The sequence below is a fragment of the Nitrospirillum guanabarense genome (assembly GCF_034653355.1).
In the GTDB taxonomy this organism is placed as follows: domain Bacteria; phylum Pseudomonadota; class Alphaproteobacteria; order Azospirillales; family Azospirillaceae; genus Nitrospirillum.
Genome location: NZ_JAYEER010000003.1, coordinates 34,182 through 50,743, shown reverse-complemented (window position 1 = coordinate 50,743; position 16,562 = coordinate 34,182). Strand labels below are relative to the sequence as shown.

The 16,562-nt window shown below is 68.3% G+C and carries 12 protein-coding genes, 1 tRNA gene and 1 pseudogene; 3 read left to right on the top strand and 11 right to left on the bottom strand.

Annotation, left to right across the window (positions count from 1 at the left end):
- Positions 1-30 precede the first annotated feature (30 nt).
- Entirely contained in the window at positions 31-1,098 is a 1,068-nt protein-coding gene (locus UAA55_RS09605; protein WP_322952471.1) for a permease, read from the bottom strand.
- 263 nt (positions 1,099-1,361) lie between these two features.
- On the opposite strand from UAA55_RS09605, the gene selD reads away from it, so the two are divergent.
- A complete protein-coding gene (selD, locus tag UAA55_RS09600; RefSeq protein WP_322952470.1) occupies positions 1,362-2,408 on the top strand; it encodes a selenide, water dikinase SelD in 1,047 nt (348 codons plus the stop codon).
- Positions 2,409-2,419: 11 nt separating this feature from the next.
- On the opposite strand, the gene UAA55_RS09595 is transcribed toward selD, so the two are convergent.
- From UAA55_RS09595 to UAA55_RS09560, 8 genes and pseudogenes are all read right to left on the bottom strand, one after another.
- A complete protein-coding gene (locus UAA55_RS09595) occupies positions 2,420-2,974 on the bottom strand; it encodes a hypothetical protein (RefSeq protein ID WP_322952469.1) in 555 nt (184 codons plus the stop codon).
- Positions 2,975-3,071: 97 nt separating this feature from the next.
- A tRNA-Sec gene (locus UAA55_RS09590) sits at positions 3,072-3,167 on the bottom strand.
- A 30-nt stretch (positions 3,168-3,197) separates the two neighbouring features.
- Positions 3,198-5,165, bottom strand: coding sequence for a selenocysteine-specific translation elongation factor (gene selB, locus UAA55_RS09585; RefSeq protein ID WP_322952468.1), 1,968 nt, complete (start codon positions 5,163-5,165; stop codon positions 3,198-3,200).
- Positions 5,162-6,585: pseudogene (selA, locus tag UAA55_RS09580) on the bottom strand (L-seryl-tRNA(Sec) selenium transferase). The gene selB and the pseudogene selA overlap by 4 nt, the downstream one beginning before the upstream one ends.
- Before the next feature lie 72 nt (positions 6,586-6,657).
- The gene (locus tag UAA55_RS09575) at positions 6,658-7,608 is read right to left on the bottom strand and encodes a hypothetical protein (RefSeq protein ID WP_322952467.1); all 951 of its coding nucleotides are present in this window, start codon (positions 7,606-7,608) and stop codon (positions 6,658-6,660) included.
- A gap of 460 nt (positions 7,609-8,068) precedes the next feature.
- The gene (locus UAA55_RS09570; protein WP_322952466.1) at positions 8,069-8,806 is read right to left on the bottom strand and encodes a SapC family protein; all 738 of its coding nucleotides are present in this window, start codon (positions 8,804-8,806) and stop codon (positions 8,069-8,071) included.
- Positions 8,807-9,074: 268 nt separating this feature from the next.
- The gene (locus UAA55_RS09565; protein WP_322952465.1) at positions 9,075-10,403 is read right to left on the bottom strand and encodes an LLM class flavin-dependent oxidoreductase; all 1,329 of its coding nucleotides are present in this window, start codon (positions 10,401-10,403) and stop codon (positions 9,075-9,077) included.
- A gap of 146 nt (positions 10,404-10,549) precedes the next feature.
- Positions 10,550-13,063, bottom strand: a complete 2,514-nt coding sequence (locus UAA55_RS09560; RefSeq protein WP_322952464.1) for a TonB-dependent receptor plug domain-containing protein — start codon at positions 13,061-13,063, stop codon at positions 10,550-10,552.
- A 345-nt stretch (positions 13,064-13,408) separates the two neighbouring features.
- Here UAA55_RS09560 and UAA55_RS09555 point away from each other — a divergent pair, with 345 nt between their 5' ends.
- Positions 13,409-14,293: a LysR substrate-binding domain-containing protein gene (locus UAA55_RS09555; RefSeq protein WP_322952463.1), complete on the top strand. Its 885-nt coding sequence runs from the start codon at positions 13,409-13,411 to the stop codon at positions 14,291-14,293.
- A gap of 28 nt (positions 14,294-14,321) precedes the next feature.
- Here the strand turns inward: UAA55_RS09555 and UAA55_RS09550 are convergent, their stop codons facing one another.
- Positions 14,322-14,570 (bottom strand): hypothetical protein, encoded by a 249-nt coding sequence (locus UAA55_RS09550; RefSeq protein WP_322952462.1) that lies wholly within the window; start codon positions 14,568-14,570, stop codon positions 14,322-14,324.
- Between the two features lie 33 nt (positions 14,571-14,603).
- Positions 14,604-15,395 (bottom strand): class II aldolase/adducin family protein, encoded by a 792-nt coding sequence (locus UAA55_RS09545; RefSeq protein ID WP_322952461.1) that lies wholly within the window; start codon positions 15,393-15,395, stop codon positions 14,604-14,606.
- 199 nt (positions 15,396-15,594) lie between these two features.
- On the opposite strand from UAA55_RS09545, the gene UAA55_RS09540 reads away from it, so the two are divergent.
- Positions 15,595-16,560, top strand: coding sequence for an ABC transporter substrate-binding protein (locus UAA55_RS09540; RefSeq protein WP_322952460.1), 966 nt, complete (start codon positions 15,595-15,597; stop codon positions 16,558-16,560).
- Positions 16,561-16,562: the final 2 nt, after the last annotated feature.

Sequence of the window (16,562 nt, the reverse complement as noted above, 5' to 3'; positions counted from 1 at the left end):
CGATTCCTTGATTGGGTTGCGCTGGGTGAGTTAAAAGCCCAGCCCAACCGCCAGATAGCCGCCGACGATGCCCAGCAGCACCACGCCGGCGATGACCGCCGCCAGCGCCTTGGGCGGGAAGGAGCGGTGCAGCATGGCGATGGACGGCAGGCTGACGGGCGGCAAGGTCATCAGCAGGGCGCCGGCAGGCCCCACGCCCATGCCCAGCGACAGCATGGCCTGGATGATGGGAACTTCGCCCGCCGTGGGGATGACGAACAGCGTGCCGGCGATGGCGAAGGCGGCAATCCAGATGAAGCTGTTGCCGATCTCCGGCCCGATGGCGGGGAACAGCCAGGCGCGGGCAGCACCTAAGGCCAGGACGATGACGACGTATTCCGGGATCAGGCGCACCGCCATGCGGCCCAGGATTTTGAGCCAGCGGACAAAGGGGTTCTGTGCCTCCGCCTCCGCCTGCAGGGCCAGCAGGGCGGTCGCCTGATCGGGCATGGGGCTGACGCGGTTGGCCAGCAGGCCCAGGCCCAGCACCATCACCAGCCCCAGGGCCAGGCGCAGGCCCGTCCACTGCCAGCCCAGGACGAAGCCGATGAAGACCAGGGTGGCGGGGTTCAGCACGGTGTTGCCCAGCCAGAAGGCCATGGCCGCCCCCGGCGCCGCCTGCTGACGGCGCAGGCCCATGACCACCGGGGCCGCGCAGCAGGTGCACATCATGCCGGGCAGGGACAGCAGGCCGCCGGCCAGCACGCTGCCGAAGCCGGTACGGCCCAGCAGGCGCGCCACCCAGGTGACGGGCAGCAGCGCCTGGATGGCGGAGCCCAGCAGCAGGCCCAGCACCATGGCCTGCCAGATGGCTTTGCCGTAGGCCAGGGCATAGCCCACGGCCGCGTCCCACGACGGGGCCGGCGCGGCTGCGTCGGTACCCATCAGGATGGACTTGCCGATGGCGTGGTTGGCTGCCGCCGCGAAGGCGCGGGCGTAATAGGGCGACCATTTCACGTAGAACAGGCCGGCGATGGCGATCAGGGCGACGATGGCGATGCCCACCATGGGGTGGGGGCGTCCGGGGATGTGCGAAGACTTCGCGGCGGTCAGGTCCATGGGGATGCGTCCGTGGCATAGGCTAAGTCCCGCGAGGGGCGGCGCGCCCCCCACGTCTTGGACCCGACCGGGCCACGGTTCGGCGTCGGGAGCCCGCTATCGCCGTCCCCGATGGTGGGTGTCGTGGCGATAGGCATCCTCGATCGAACAACTGCGGTCTTAACGCCGCTTGCAAATAAGGGCAATGTCCTTATTTGCGATGCGGTTGGTTTGCCTGCAGACAATACAAAAACCGGTCTTCCATACAATTGAAGGCGATAGAAATGTCCAATGACCCGATACGTTTGACCGATCTCGCCCACGGTGGGGGGTGCGGCTGCAAGCTGGCGCCGGCGGTGCTGCAGCAGCTGCTGGCGGGCCAGCCGCAGACGGCGGGTTACGCCAACCTGCTGGTGGGGACGGAAACGGGGGACGACGCTGCCGTCTGGCAGCTGGACGACCGCCATTGCATCATCGCCACCACCGACTTTTTCATGCCGGTGGTGGACGATCCGCGCGACTTTGGCCGAATCGCCGCCACCAACGCGCTGTCCGACGTCTACGCCATGGGCGGCCGGCCCCTGTTCGCGCTGGCCATCCTGGGCATGCCGCTGGGCAAGCTGGCGCCCGAGGTGGTGCGGGAGATTCTGGCCGGCGGCGCCAGCATCTGCGCCGAGGCCGGCATCCCCGTGGCTGGCGGCCATTCCATCGATTCAGGCGAGCCCATCTACGGCTTGGCCGTCATCGGTATCGCCCCGCCCCAGGCCATCCGCCGCAACGCCAGCGCGCGGGCCGGCGACGCCCTGATCCTGACCAAGGGCCTGGGCGTGGGCGTCTATTCCGCCGCCTTCAAGAAGCAGACGCTGGATGCCGCCGGCTACGCCGAGATGGTGGCCAGCACCACCTTGCTGAACCGCATCGGCGCCACCCTGGCACAGGATGCCGACGTGCACGCCATCACCGACGTCACCGGCTTCGGCCTGCTGGGCCACGGCCTGGAGATGGCGCGCGGCGCCGGGCTGACGCTGACGGTGGACTGGGACCGTTTGCCTTTCCTGTCCCAGGCCGCCCAATTGGCCCAGGCCGGCTTCATCACCGGCGCCTCCAGCCGCAACTGGGCCAGCTATGGCGAGGAAGCCCGCCTGCCCGCCGACCTGCCTCTGTGGCAGCGCGCCCTGCTGACCGACCCGCAAACCTCCGGCGGCCTGCTGGTGGCGTGCGCGCCCGAGCGGGCGGAGGAGATCCGCCGCCAGATCGTGGAGGCGGGGTATCCCATGGCCCGCATCATCGGCCGCGTGACGGAAGGGGAACCGGTGGTGCGTGTGGCGTGAACTGCCCGCCGTCAGTAGACCGCGCCGCGGGTGACGCTTTCGAAGATGAACTCTCCGGAGCCATCCCGCCGGGTTTCTGCCTTCTTAAACAGGGCGGTTTCCTTATAGCCGCCTTTCACGCGCATGGTTAGCCACGCCGGCTTATTGATTACGTCCGGCGGCAACAACGTCACGGCACCCGGTTTGCTGCCCGCCGCGTAGGGGAAAATCGTCAAAAAGTATTCGCGCATGTCTGCTTGTTGCGCCGGCTTGAAAAGCGTTGTGATGCCCACGTCCCCTTCACGCCTAATCGGTACGTTGAAGGACGGATTGAGGGTCAAGTCGGCGGGGGAGACGTAAAACCGTGTTGCGTCGTAAAGCACCTCGATGCTGCTGATCCGGACGCCATTGATCCAGACCAGCAGACCGGGGTCGGTATCGATGGTGATTCCGATCTGTCCCGCGGCGCCCGCCCCCGCCGGCCCGCTGATGGCCTGACTGGGACCGCCATCGCCATAACGCGGAAAGTCGGAGATGTACCGCGCGTTGAAGCTCTTCTCAATGTAGGCGTATGCCGCGTGGCTCATTATCCCCCCTGGCAGGTTCAGCCAACCTTCTCATTTCAGAAGGTCGCGCAGAGGTGGAATTATCTTGAAACTTTTGCCCGCTGAGTAGCTTGAAAATTGGCGGAAGGGAATGGGAGTCGAACCCACCCGGGACAGTCTCGCTGCCCCACCCGGATTTGAAGTCCGGACGCCCCACCAGGGGCGATTCCCTTCCGTCTTGGCCTAGCTTACGTAAGCGGGGGGCTCACAAAACCACAGGCGGGCCGAACAAGTCCAGCCGGTGCGGGTTGACGCGGCGCAGGTCACCCCGGCGCAGGGTGACGCCGTGGCGGTCGAAGAAATCCAGGATCTGGATGGCGACCTTGCGGCCGTTGTCCATGCGGTCGCGGAAGGCCGCCGCGACGAAGGCGCCACCGGGGGCCTGGGCCGCCACGTCCACGGCGATGGCGACCATTTCGCGCACGGTGTCGCGCAGGAAGAAATGATCATGCGCCACCTGGTCGGCCCAGCCCATGCGGCCGGCCAGCTTCAGGATGCGCCGTACCTCCCCCTCGTCGCGGCCAGTGTCGGCGGCGATGTCGCGCACGCGGGGCGGGCGGAAGCGCACCTCCCCGCCCAGCAGGGGGGCGAGGTCGGCCCACGCCGCCTCATCCGCCGGCGCCAGGCGTACGACATGCCCGGAGAGGCGGATGAAGGCGCCATCCAGCGCCACCAGGCCCTGGGCCACGGCCTTGGCGATGGCGACGGTGAAGACGGGGGCGGGCAGGCGGGGCTGCACGGCGAGGCGCAGCTTCTCCCGCCCCATGCCCTGCAGGTCCGGGTTTTCGGCGTGATAGGCCACCAATGTTTCCGACAGATGGGCCAGGAAGGTGGCCCATTGCCCAGCCGACAGGGCCGTGCGCGCCTCCCCATGCTCCAGCACCACCAGGTCCAGTTCGGCGGCCAGCGCCTCCGCCGTGCCGTCCGGCAGGGCGTGGTCGCGGACGAAGGCGGTCAGGTCCGCGGTATGCGGCGGGATGGCCAGCAGGGCGGCCAGGGCGGCTTTGGGGTCCGGCAGGGCCAGGGCGATGCGCTGGGCCACGCGCTCCGCCGTGCGCCGCCGGCGGGGCGGGGGGCGAAGGTCGATGAAGCGGCCGCCGCCAAGGGTGTGCTGGGCCGAGACGTCGCGGATGACGTAGCGGTCGCCCACGGCCGCCGCGATGGGCCGTTCCAGCACCAGTTGCACCTGCGTGGCTTCGCCACCCGCCAGCGCCTCTTCCGACAGCAGCACGACACGGGCGCCCACCTCCGCCGCCGCGTGGTGCAGCCGTACCGGGAACCATTGCGGCAGCGGCTTGGCCCCCGCCTCGCGCGGCAGCAGGCGCAGGCTGGCGTCGATGCGGTCGGTGGGGGCGTGCAGGGCCGGGGTCAGCACCATGTCGCCCCGATGCAAGGCTTCCTTGGTGATGTCGGGGCCGGCCAGGTTCAGGGCACAGCGGTCGCCGGCGCGGCCTTCCTCCGCCACGGTGTTCTGCGCGTGCAGCGAGCGGACGCGGGCCGGCAAGCCAGACGGGCTGACCGTGACGCTGTCGCCCACCCGCACCCGCCCGGACAGCACCGTGCCCGTCACCACCACACCCACGCCGGCCAGGGTGAAGGCGCGGTCGATGGCCAGGCGGAAGGCGCCGGGGTCAGCCGCCGTTTTCGCCATCGCCTGGGCGCGGGCCTCCCCCTCCAGCCGCTGGCGCAACGCATCGATGCCGGTGCCGCTGAGGGCGGAGACGGGCAGGATGTCGGCGCCGTCCAGGCTGGTGCCCGCCAGCGCCGCCCTGATTTCCGCCGTCACGGCCGCCAGGCGGTCGGGCGAGGCGAGGTCCGCCTTGGTCAGGGCCACCAGGCCGTGGCGGATGCCCAGCAGGTCGATGATGGCCAGGTGTTCGCGCGTCTGCGGCATGACGCCGTCGTCGGCCGCCACCACCAGCAGGGCGTAGTCGATGCCGCCGGCGCCCGCCACCATGGTGTGAACGAAGCGCTCATGCCCCGGCACATCGACGAAACCCAGCGTGGGGCCGGCACCTTCGGGTCCATCTGGCAGGGGCAGGTAGGCGAAGCCCAGGTCGATGGTGATGCCCCGGGCTTTTTCCTCCTTCAGGCGGTCGCCATCGACGCCCGTCAGCGCCCGCACCAGGGCCGTCTTGCCGTGGTCGATATGGCCGGCGGTGCCGATGATCATGGCAGCCGCAACTCCGCCAGGGTGGCGATGAAGGCCGCCTCGTCACGCAGGCAGCGCAGGTCCAGCACCAGGCGCCCATCCTCGATGCGGCCGATGATGGGGCGCGACAGGGCGCGGAAGGCGGCCGCCAACCCGTTCAATGCGGCCCCCCCGGCGCCGACGGCCAGGCCGGCGCTGGGCAGCGTGTCCAGCGGCAGGGCGCCGGAGCCGATCTGGCTGTCGCAATCGCAGATCTCGACCGTGTAGCCGCTCCCCAACGCTTGGGCCAGCGTCGACGCCAGACGCCGGGCCTGCTCCGCGATCTCCCCCTGGGGGCGGGACAGCAGGGCCAGGGTGGGCAGGCGCTGGGCCAGGCGATCGGGGTCGCGGTACAGCTTCAGCGTCGCCTCGATGGCGGCCAGCCGCACCTTGTCCACCCGCAGGGCCCGCTTCATGGGGTTGCGGTTGAGGGCCCGGATCAGGTCGCGGCGGCCGACGATGAAGCCGGCCTGTGGCCCGCCCAGCAGCTTGTCGCCGGAGAAGGTGACCAGATCCGCCCCCTCCACCACCGCCTCGCGCACCGTGGGTTCGCGCTTCAGGCCGTACGTGGACAGATCCACCAAGGTGCCGGACCCGAGGTCGTTCACCAGGGGCACGTTGGCGCCATGGGCGATGGCCGCCAACTCCGGCGCCAGCACTTCCTTGGTGAAGCCCTGGATGCGGTAGTTGCTGGTGTGGACCTTCAGGACCAGGCCGGTCTCGGGCGTCAGCGCGCCCTTGTAGTCCTTGGCGTGGGTGCGGTTGGTGGTGCCGACCTCCACCAGCCGGGCGCCGGCCTGGGCCATGATGTCGGGCATGCGGAAGGCGCCGCCGATCTCGATCAGCTCCCCCGCGACACGATGGCGTCGCGGCCCCGGGCCAGGGTGTTGAGCACCAGCAGCACGGCGGCGGCGTTGTTGTTGACGACGGTGGCGTCCTCCGCCCCCGTCAGTTCGCACAACAAGGCGCGGACATGGTCGTCCCGCTCGCCGCGCTTGCCGTCCTCCAGGTCGAATTCCAGGGCCACCGGGTTACCCATGGCGGCCAGGGCCGCGTCCATGGCCTCCCGCGCCAGCAGGGCGCGGCCCAGGTTGGTGTGCAGCACCGTGCCCGTCAGGTTGAACAGGGGGCGCAGGTTGGATCGGCCCGTATCCTCCAGCCGGGCCTCCGCCAGGGCGGCCACGGCGTCAGCATCCGGCACGGTGTCGCCGCCGCCGGCCAGCAGGGCGGCGCGGGCCTCAGCCAGCACGGCGCGGATGGCGTCCGTCGCCGCCGTCCGGCCGTGGCGGTCCAGCAGCGGGGATGCGGCGGGGTGGGAAAGGACGGCGCTGATGGACGGCAAATCGCGGAGACGCACGGGGACAGGGCGCTTTCGTTGGAGGGGTTCCCCCTTTTGGCACATTTAAAAATTTGGTCAATCCCGCCGAAAATCAACGCGTTGCCAAGCCATACCCAGGTATGGGCGCCTTAGGCCCTAAAACGCCAAGCCCAACCCGATGGTCCAGCCGCGCACGCCGTTGCCGATGATGGCCGACCCGCGCAGCGTCACGCCCTCGACGCCATAGCCCATGTGGGGCGTCATCACCTCCAGCCCGCCGCCCACCTCCAGGAACTTGTCGAAGCCCAGGAAATCCTGCTGCGATCCGATCAGGATGTTGCCCCGGCTGAAGGCGATCCAGCGCAGGTCGTCGGCGAACAGGTGACCCAGCGGGCCGTCCAGCTGGGCATTGACGGTGGCGAAGCCGAAGCTGCCGGTGGATTTCAAGGACGGGTCGCTGACGCGGCTGGGGATGTCGGCGAATTCGCTGAAGCGGCCCATCAGGTGCAGGCGCAGGCCGTCGGTCAGGGTACGCTCATGCAGCACCTCCACCCCGCCGCCAGCCAGGAAGCTGTCGATGCGCATGCTGGTCAGGATGCCGCCCGTGCTCTCCCGCAACAGGTCGGCATTGGGGCCGGCGAATTCCCCGCTGCCGCGAATGCGGGTGTAGCCGCCCAGGGCGACCGGCCGGACGGAGGTGGAACCGCCGATCGGTATGTCCAGGCCGAAGCCGCCCAGCGCGGAATAGGACTTGTAGTTTTCCTTCACCACGTCCGGCGCGCCGGTATCGGCGCCCAAGGCCGTCTGATGCCAGGCCGTCTCATAGCCCAGCGTCACCTCCAGATAGGGGGCGACGCTGTCGGTGTCGTCCTTGTCGCGGAAGCTGTGGGTGATGGGCAGCTTGTAGCCGTGCAGCGTGATGTCATTGCTGCTGTAGCGGGCGGCGCTGGCGTCGGGCGTGCCGCCGAAGACGCTCAGGGTCTCGAAGCCGTGGCCGATGTCCTCCGCCTTCAACTGGTCGCGCACCGCGTCGCGTATCGCCTCGGCGCTGATGCCGGAAGTGGCGGTTTGCGCCTTCGCCCCTTGGGAGAGCAGGACGGCGGCCATGCCTGTCATTATGGCGGCAGCGCGCCAACGAGGGGTGAGTACCGCCAACCGATGTCCCATGCGCGCCTATCCGATCGTTGCGACAACTCCCAGGGAAATGTCTCTCGGTGGCGCGGCGGCAATGCGCCAAGAGTAATAACAAATAATAAATGTAAATTTAAGGTTGTTGACCTTCATATGCGATGGTGTTTGAAATTATCCCACGTTTGCGAAGCGCGGATGAGGATACGGATGACAGCGATCGCGAAGGTGCGGATGCGGGCCGAAACCTGGGCGGAGGCGTGCCTGCCACTGGCGGTGCTCCTGTATCTCATGCTGCTGGGCGCGCTATTCCCCGGCACGCCCGCCTGAAGGCGAATACCGTAAAAGATTTGTGGAATGGTGTTTCGCCGTCCGCGCATGAAAACGGCGGCCCAGGGCAACCCAGGCCGCCGTTTCATTCAGGCGCTGAAAAGATGTGTCAGTTGGTCGCCGGGCGCTGAGAGGTGCGGTCCACCAGGCCGGCCCAGTTGCTGACCGAGATGAAGTGGGCATAGGCCAGGGCCAGCCAGCCGCGCTCGCGCCAGCGCTGGAAATCCTCGGCCGGCAACTGGTTGAACTTGGCCTCATCGATGACCTTGAAGCCGGCCAGGCTCAGCTTCTGGCCGCTCTTCAGGGTGACGTCGGCGCGGTTTTCCACCAGCAGGTCGGCCTTGATCAGCGCGTCTACGAACTCGGTGGTGGCGTTGTAGTGGCCCTGGTAGTCGCTGCAGAAGGCCAGGGCGTTGCGGGTGACCTCGGTGGGCTGGCCGCCCTCGAACAGCTTGTTGGGGCCGCCGTGGCTCAGGCTGGAGGCGGCTTCATCGATGCACAGGGTGAACTCCGCCTTCTCCCGGTTCTCCAGGAAGATGAAGGGATAGCGGCGGACGTAGGCCGGGATGTAGGCGCCGGATTCCCAGGCGCCGTCGGCGTCCACGAACAGGTTCTCGCCATTGCGCATGCCCAGCAGGGCCACGGCTTGGGGCGGCGCGCCGTCCAGGAACAGGATGGGGTAGTGCTTGCAGGCCAGCGTGAACTCCGCCGCGATCACGGGCACGGAGTTGGAACCGGCCGCGAACTGGTAGCCGGCGGCGGGGGCCAGCGACAGGTCGCCGTCGCGCTCCGCGGCCAGGGGGCGGGGGCGCTGGTAGAAGGCGGGAAGGGTCTGCTGCGTGCTCATCTCTGTTCCAAGTCCCGGATCAATTGGGGTTATTTCGCCGTTATGCCGACTTCCCCTAGCCGCTGGTGGCCGGGGCCGGTCTACTTTGAAGTTAGTGGTGTCTCACCCGCCGGTGGTCAACGTCGGGGACGGGGTATTGCCCGCCGGCGCCACGCTACCACCAACGACACGGGAAAGGGCACCGCTATTCACCACCTTTGACGGGGACTATCCCGCCGGGCGGCCCGTTTCGGACAGCCACCCGGTGGGTGCGATGGGAAACGGAGCGTCACTCGGCCGCCTGGGCCCGGCGTACGCTATGGCGGTTCGCGGGAATGGGCAGGCCCAGATGACCGCGCAGGGTGTCGGCCGTGTAGTCGGTGCGGAACAGGCCGCGCCGCTGCAGGATGGGCACGACCTTTTCGACGAATTGGGTGAAGGCGCCGGGCTTGCTGACATGGATATTGAAGCCGTCGGCGGCCCGGCCCGTGAACCAGCGCTCGATCTCATCGGCCACCGCCTCCGGCGTGCCGACGAAGCCGGAGCGCCAGCGGCCAAAGCGCCACGCCGCCTCGCGCAGGGTCAGGCCTTCCTCCCGCGCGGTCCTGATGATCCGCTCCGCATGGCCCTTGTAGCCGTTCAGGCTGACATGGCTGAGGTCGGGGAAGGGGGCGTCCAGGTCGTACTGCCGGAAGTCGTGGTAGTTGAAGGGCCGTCCCAGCTGGACCAGCAGCTTGTCCAAATCAAGCTCCGCCTCGTGCGCGGCGGCCAGGCGGTCCGCCTCTTCCTGGGTGTCGGCGAGGGTGACGACCAGGCCGGGCAGGACGATGAGGTGGTCGGGGTCGCGGCCCTTGGCGACGGCGCGCGCCTTCAGGTCGGCGTAGTAGGCCTGGGCCGCCTCGAACCCGTCGGCGCTGGCGAAGGTGGCGTCGGCGATGGTGGCGCCCAGGTCGCGGCCGGCGTCGCTGTCGCCCGCCTGGAAGATGACCGGCTGACCCTGGGGGCTGCGGGTCAGGGCCAGGGGGCCGGCGACGGAGAAGAAGCGGCCCTTGTGGTTCAGGGCGTGCTGCTTGGTCTTGTCCAGGAACACCCCCGCCGCCTTGTCGCGGGGGAAGGCGTCATCCTCATAGCTGTCCCACAGGCCCTGGACGACGGACACGAATTCCCGGGCGCGCTGGTAGCGCTCCGCATGGTCGAAATGGTCGTCGCGGCCATAGTTTCGGGCCGCCCCCTCCAACCCCGTGGTCACCACGTTCCAGCCGGCGCGGCCTCGGCTGATGGTGTCCAGCGAGCCGAACTGGCGGGCGACGTTGTACGGCTCCCAGTACGAGGTGGTCAGCGTGCCCACCAGGCCGATGTGGCTGGTGGAGACGGCCAGGGCCGACAGCAGGGTCAGCGGCTCCAGCCGGTTCAGGAAATGCGGGGCGCTGTCGGGCGTGATGTAGGGGCTGTCGACGATGAAGACCAGGTCGAACTTGGCGGCCTCCGCCTTGCGGGCGGTGTCGATGTACCAGTTGATGTCGATGCTGGCGTCGCCGGGCAGGTCGGGGTCGCGCCAATCGTCGTGGCTGGTGCCGACGCCGGCCAGGATGGCGCCCAGGTGCAGGGAACGGGTCATGGTGCGGGTCTCCAGTCGGCGGCCAGGGGACTGGCCGGCGGTTGAACGGTTCGGGGAAGGCTGTCAGGGGAAAAGTCTAGCGCCGCCGGCCGCATCGGAAATTTTGGAAATTGTGCAGCGTTCGTTTGGCGGCGCTGAAGGATGGCTCAGAACTTCACCGACACGCGGCTGTAGTAATAGCCGCCGGTGATGCCGAAGGGGGAGAACAGGCCGTACTTGTTCAGGCCGGTCTTGGCGTCGACGATGCCGATGGCGTCGGGATAGACGTCGAACAGGTTGTTGGCGCCCAGGCTGACGCTGATGCGGTCGGTCAGGTCCACGCCCACGTCCAGGTCGGTGATCCACTTGGCGCTGAAGGTGCGGTCGTTGGCGGCCACCGTGCCGGCCTCGGTATAGCTGCCGTAGCGGGTGAGGCGCGTGTCGACATGCAGGCGGTCCCAGTGCCAGTTGGCGGACAGGATGGCCTTGCCGCGCGGCGTGCCGTCGGTCAGGTCCGCCTGGCGCTGCCGGTCGAACAGGGCATAGCCCAGGCTGGACAGCTGGGTCGGTGTCGGCTTGATGTGGGTGATATAGGTGCGCGTCCAGCTGTAGGCGGCACCCAGCCGTACGTCGCCGGCGTCGCCCAGATCGACCAGGTAGTTGGCCACGGCGTCCACACCCTCCGTCCGGGTATCGACGGCGTTGGTGTAGTACTGCGCCGACAGGCCGGGGGCGAAGCCGGCCCGCTGCAGGATGGCGGAGACGGCGTTGCCGGTCAGCAACCCGGTCTCGACGATGCGATCCTTGATGTCGATGCGGTAGGCGTCCAGCGTCAGCTGCAGGTTATGCACCGGTTCCGCGGTCACGCCGACGCTGTAGTTGGTGGACGTCTCGGGCGTCAGCGGCGTGGCGCCCAGGGCCTTGGCCTCGCCGGAGGTCGCCGGCAGCACCTTGATGGGCAGGGTGATGTAATTGCCGGCGGCGTCCACCGTGCCGGTGAAGGTGGAGGAGGCGTAGATGGTCTGTGCCAGCGAGGGCGCGCGGAAGCCGTTGCTGACCGTGCCGCGCAAGGCGTAGCCCGGCGCCAGTTCATAGCGCGTGGCGAGCTTGCCGCTGGCGGTGTCCCCCACGGCGCCGGTGTAGTGCTCCACCCGGCCGGCGGCGTCCAGCGACCAGGCGGGCGTCAGGTTGGTGGCCAGGTCGATGTAGGCCGCACCGTTGTTACGGGCGATGGCGCCGCTGTCGGCGGGCGAGGTGCCGGTGTAGGACGCCAGGCCCGGCTGCGGATGCTGTCCGGCGTAGTAGCCGCTGGGAATGACGTAGCTGCCGATGATGTAGCTGGCCGGATCGCCGGGATCGATCTCGTAACGCTCATACCGATGTTCCAGGCCCCAGGCTACGGTCACGGGGGCGGGCAGGCCCAGATTCAGGGCCCGGCTGACGTCCAGGTCGGTGGTCACCTGGTCGAAGATCTGGTCGGCCAGGTGGAAATAGGTGGGGCTGGTGGGCCCCAAAGTGGCGTTCAGCGTGTTCTCGCCATCCAGTTTGGCGTCGTCGCGGCCATAGGTGGTGCTGAGGTCCCAGGACCAGGACGCGATCTCGCCCCGCCCACCCACCGTGGTCTGGAAATCCGTCTCCCAAATGCGGCGCAGGGCGTTGAAACCGTTGGGATAAACCTCGGGCAATGAGTTGATGTTGTTGGGTAGGAAGCTGCCGGTGTTCTTGCGCGAGCGGCGCTTGGACGCGGTGCTGAAGGAATAGAGAGTGACATCATCCCCTACCGGCAGTTCCGCGTTGTACGACCCGCTGTAGATCGTCTCCTGCCCCGGGCCGTAGCTGTTGCCGTAGAAGGTGCGATCGGCCGTGGCCTCGCGCGGGTCGCGGGCACCATTGGCCAGGGGGTTGTACAGGTTGGCCACGCTGGTGGGCGCGGCGCGGCTGGCCGACTGGTTGTCCTTGTAGTCGGCGGAGAGGTTCAGGAAGCCCTGCCGGGGCAGGTCCAGCCCGTAATTGGCGGCGACGTGCTTGGTGAAGCCGTCACCGCCATAGTTCTGGCCCAGGCTGCTTTCCACGCTGCCGCCCTGCGGCGCGTTCTTCAGGATGACGTTGATGACGCCGGCGATGGCGTCAGAGCCATACTGGGCGGCGGCGCCGTCGCGCAGCACCTCGATATGGTCGATGGCGCCCACGGGGATGAGGTCCAGATCCACCGGCACGCCGCCGTTGGCGATGCGCGCCAGGTTGTTGATCAGGGCCGTGTTGTGCCGGCGCTTGCCATTGACCAGCACCAGCGCCTGGTCGCCGTTCAGGCCGCGCATGGTGGTGGAGCGCACGGTCCAGCTGGTGCCGCCGCCGTTGACGCCGGGCAGGTTGAAGGAGGGCACCAGCTGGTTCAGCAGTTCCTTCAGGCCGACCTTGCCCGTCTCCGCCAACGCCGCCGAGCCGACGACATCGATGGGGGAGGGGCTGTCGATGGCCGCCCGGCTGCCGCCGCGCAGGCCCGTCACCACCGTTTCCTGCACCGCGTCCAAATCCACACTATCGCTGGCCGGGGCCCCGGTGGCCGCGGTCGCCGGGGCGGCCGGCTCCGCCGCGTGCGCCGTGGCGGCAACGGCGGGCAGGGCCAGCGCGGTGGCCAGCAGCAGGATCTTGTGACGGCTCAGAATAGCGGCGGCATGCATATAAAACCCCCTTGGGCCCGGCTTGGCACGCCTGCCGGGCTTCCCCGATGTTGAATAAAGCGATGGGGTTTTTAGACAGGCCGCCGCCCTGGCCCGTAAATCGACTTATCCTTGAGGATTTGATGAGGGCACTAAATTGGTAGTCAGGCCGCGCATCATTGCGACGGGCCGCCCGGGAGGAAGCCTTGGAAAGGCTGGATTCTTATAATGCGATAAATAAGTGTGAAATATGGAGCTATGCGATATATTGTACATCGCCATGCTGCGGACTCAGGTTGCTGTCTTGCGTGTCGGCGTGTGTAATTGGGGTCAATGAGAACCCATGGACAGTGAGGACCGTGCCCCATGCCCCCCAATCTGCCCACCGAGCTGTTGCGCACCTTCGTCGCCATCGTTGACGCCGGCACCCTGCAAAAGGCGACGGAGCGCATTTTCCTGACCCAGTCGGCCCTCAGCCTGCAGATCAAGCGGCTGGAGGATCTGCTGCAGACGCAGTTGTTCCTGCGTGAGGGGCGGCGCCTGACGTTGGCGCCGGCCGGGGTGACCTTGCTGGGCTTCGCCCGCAAGATCCTGGAGATGAATGAGCAGGCGGTCAGCGCCGTCACCGCCGGCGCCTTCGCCGGCCCGGTGCGGGTGGGCATGGTACAGGACATGACCGACACGCTGCTGACCGGAGTGCTGGCCAGCTACGCCCAGATCCATCCCCAGGCGCAGTTGCATGCCCGCATCGCCGGCACCGCCGAACTGCTGGAGCAGATGACGGCCGACCGGCTGGACGTGGTGGCGGGCTTCGGTCCGGCGGGCGACCCCAATGGGGTGCTGACGGTGCCGGTGCGCTGGATGGGCAATCCGGAACTGTTGAGCGCCGACGTGCTGCCCCTGGTGGTGCTGGAAACGCCCTGCCGTTTCCGTGAGGCGGCGCTGGCGGCCCTGGACCGCATCGGCCGGCCCCACCGCATCGTGGTGGAAACGCCCAACCTGTCCAGCCTGCGCGCCGCCGTGCGCGCCGGCTTGGGGCTGACCTGCCGCGCCATGGCCTTCGACCCGCTGCCGCCCCTGCCGCTGGGGGTGTTGCCGCCCCTGGCCCCCGTCAGCGTCGTCCTGGCCCACCGCCCCAACCCGTCCGAGTCCATCACCAGCCTGATCAGTCTGGTGCACCAGGCGATCAGCGCCCAAGGCGCCGGGGACGATGATGGCGAAGAGGATGAGCCGCGGGCCAACGCGGCGTGACGTGACGCGGCCCTTGTCTGACCCGCCGTTAGTCCGGCAATTCGTCACCGGACTGTGGCGGAGCGTCGGGTATACGGGCCAGGAAGGCGGCAAAACCTTCACCTGAGGCGCCCGCAGCCCGCGCATGCAGAAACGCGGCGGCGGTTTCGATAGAGCGCTCCTGGGGCGGCTCTGATGGTTGCAGCGGATCGGTCTCTTTAACCATCTCGTGGCCACCCGATGGGAAGGCAGCGAATTTCGCACGAGTGACGATAGCGAAGCGCGGATGGCCGGACAACAGTCCGGCACATCCCGCAACCTCTCTCAAAACTTACGCGTCATACCCCGGCGACTCCCGGGCCAGGCGGCGAAGCAGGCCGGCCCAGGGCAGCTTGGCGTGGTCGGGGCGGTGGTTGGCCACCTGCTGGCGCACCTCGGCCTGGGCGTGCTCCGGCGCCAGCAGGATGCCGTCGCGGCCGGCGCTAAGGGTGCGCACCTGCAAGGTGGCGGAGCGTTCCAGGGCGTGGATGCCCAGGAAGGCGTGGGCGGCGGTGGGGCCCAGGGCCAGGGTGCCATGGTTGCGCAGCAGCATCAGGCTTTTGTCACCCAGGTCGGCCACCAGCCGCTCCCGCTCATCCAGATGCAGGGCGATGCCTTCATAGTCGTGATAGGCCAAGCGCGGGAGGACGGTCAGGGAATGCTGGTTCAGGGGCAACAGCCCCTCCTTGTGGGCCGACACGGCGATGCCGTCGGCGGTGTGCAGGTGGATGACGAACTTGGCGTCATGCCGCGCGCCGTGGATGGCGGAATGGATGGTGAAGCCGGCCGGATTGATGCCGTATTCCGTGTCGCCCCAGACCGGCGCCTGCAGGATGTTGCCGTCCAGATCCACCTTGACCAGGCTACTGGCCGTGATCTCATCGAAATACAGGCCGTAGGGGTTGATCAGGAAATGCTCCTCCGGCCCCGGCACGCGGGCGGAGATGTGGGTGTAGATCAGGTCGGTCCAGCCGAACAGCGCCACCAGGCGGTACAGCGCCGCCAGTTCAACCCGTGTCTGCCATTCCGCCTCATCCACCCGCCCCTTCAGGGACTGGATGCCCAGATAGGACCCGTCCGCCATTCTCATTCTCCATCGCGTTGATTGGCCTTCAGCGTCCATCCACGCGGGGCGGGGTGTCAAATTGGGGATTTTAAAGCGTCCCTTGAGCGGCGGCGGGCGCAGGGGCGCTCAAGGGACGCTTGAGACTAATCAAACAGTCGGCAACGCCCCGATCCGCTAGCCTGTTTCCTCGGAACAATGATGGACTTTCGGGTGCACGATGGCGTCAGGTTGGGATTGGTCGCGGCGGGGTTTCCTGCGGGCGGGCGCGGGTTTGGGCGCGGTCATCGCCGCCCCGGCGCTGCTGACCGGCTGCGATGACAAGAAGGCGCCGGGCGTCCTGAAGGTGGGGGACCAGCGCGGCGGGCTGCAGGCCCTGCTCAGCGCCTATCCCGATGACAAGCCTGCTCTGGACTATCAGGTGGAATGGGCGCAATTCCCCAACGCCGCCCCGGTGATCGAGGCCCTGAACGCCCAGGCCATCGACGTGGGCGCGGTGGGCGACGCGCCCTTCGGCTTCGGCCTGGCGGGCAAGGCGCAGATCAAGGCGGTTTCCGCCTATCGCTCCAGCGGTGAGGGCACGGCTGTGCTGGTGAAGCCGGACGGCCCGGTCCAGGCGGTGGCCGACCTCGCCGGCCGCGCGGTCGCCACCAGCAAGGGGTCCATCGGCCATTTCCTGGTGCTGCGCGCGCTGGCGGAGGCGGGCGTGCCGGTGGACAGGGTGACCATCGCTTTCCTGGCGCCCAACGACGCCAAGGCCGCCCTGCTGGCCGGCAGCATCGACGCCTGGGCCACCTGGGACCCCTATACCGCCCTGGGGGAATTGCACGACGGGCTGAAGGTGCTGGTGAACGCGCAAGGGCGCATGCCCGGCCTGTCCTATCTGCTGTCCACACCGGCGGCGCTGTCCGCCCGCCGCGCCCTGGTGCGGGACTTCGTGGCCCGCATCGACCGGGCGCGGGAGTATTCCGCCGCCAAGCCCGACGCTTACGCCGCGGTCTTCGCCCAGCAGACGGGCGTGCCGGCGGAGGTGGCGTCGCTCATGATCCGCCGCACCAACTTCCACCCCGTACCTCTGGACGATGGCATCATCGCCGACCAGCAGAGCATCGTGGACCAGTTCGCCAAGGTGGGGCTGGGTGGCGACGGCCTGGACGTGCGGCCGGCCTTCGAGCGGGTGCTGTAGGG

Excerpts from the sequence above, each read along its gene's own strand:
- UAA55_RS09575 (WP_322952467.1), bottom strand. The coding sequence starts at position 7,608 with ATGGCCGCCGTCCTGCTCTCCCAAGGGGCGAAGGCGCAAACCGCCACT.
- selB (WP_322952468.1), bottom strand. The coding sequence starts at position 5,165 with ATGATCATCGGCACCGCCGGCCATATCGACCACGGCAAGACGGCCCTG.
- UAA55_RS09595 (WP_322952469.1), bottom strand. The coding sequence starts at position 2,974 with ATGAGCCACGCGGCATACGCCTACATTGAGAAGAGCTTCAACGCGCGG.
- UAA55_RS09605 (WP_322952471.1), bottom strand. The coding sequence starts at position 1,098 with ATGGACCTGACCGCCGCGAAGTCTTCGCACATCCCCGGACGCCCCCAC.
- UAA55_RS09540 (WP_322952460.1), top strand. The coding sequence starts at position 15,595 with ATGGCGTCAGGTTGGGATTGGTCGCGGCGGGGTTTCCTGCGGGCGGGC.
- selD (WP_322952470.1), top strand. The coding sequence starts at position 1,362 with ATGTCCAATGACCCGATACGTTTGACCGATCTCGCCCACGGTGGGGGG.
- UAA55_RS09555 (WP_322952463.1), top strand. The coding sequence starts at position 13,409 with ATGCCCCCCAATCTGCCCACCGAGCTGTTGCGCACCTTCGTCGCCATC.
- UAA55_RS09565 (WP_322952465.1), bottom strand. The coding sequence starts at position 10,403 with ATGACCCGTTCCCTGCACCTGGGCGCCATCCTGGCCGGCGTCGGCACC.
- UAA55_RS09570 (WP_322952466.1), bottom strand. The coding sequence starts at position 8,806 with ATGAGCACGCAGCAGACCCTTCCCGCCTTCTACCAGCGCCCCCGCCCC.
- UAA55_RS09545 (WP_322952461.1), bottom strand. The coding sequence starts at position 15,395 with ATGGCGGACGGGTCCTATCTGGGCATCCAGTCCCTGAAGGGGCGGGTG.
- UAA55_RS09560 (WP_322952464.1), bottom strand. The coding sequence starts at position 13,063 with ATGCATGCCGCCGCTATTCTGAGCCGTCACAAGATCCTGCTGCTGGCC.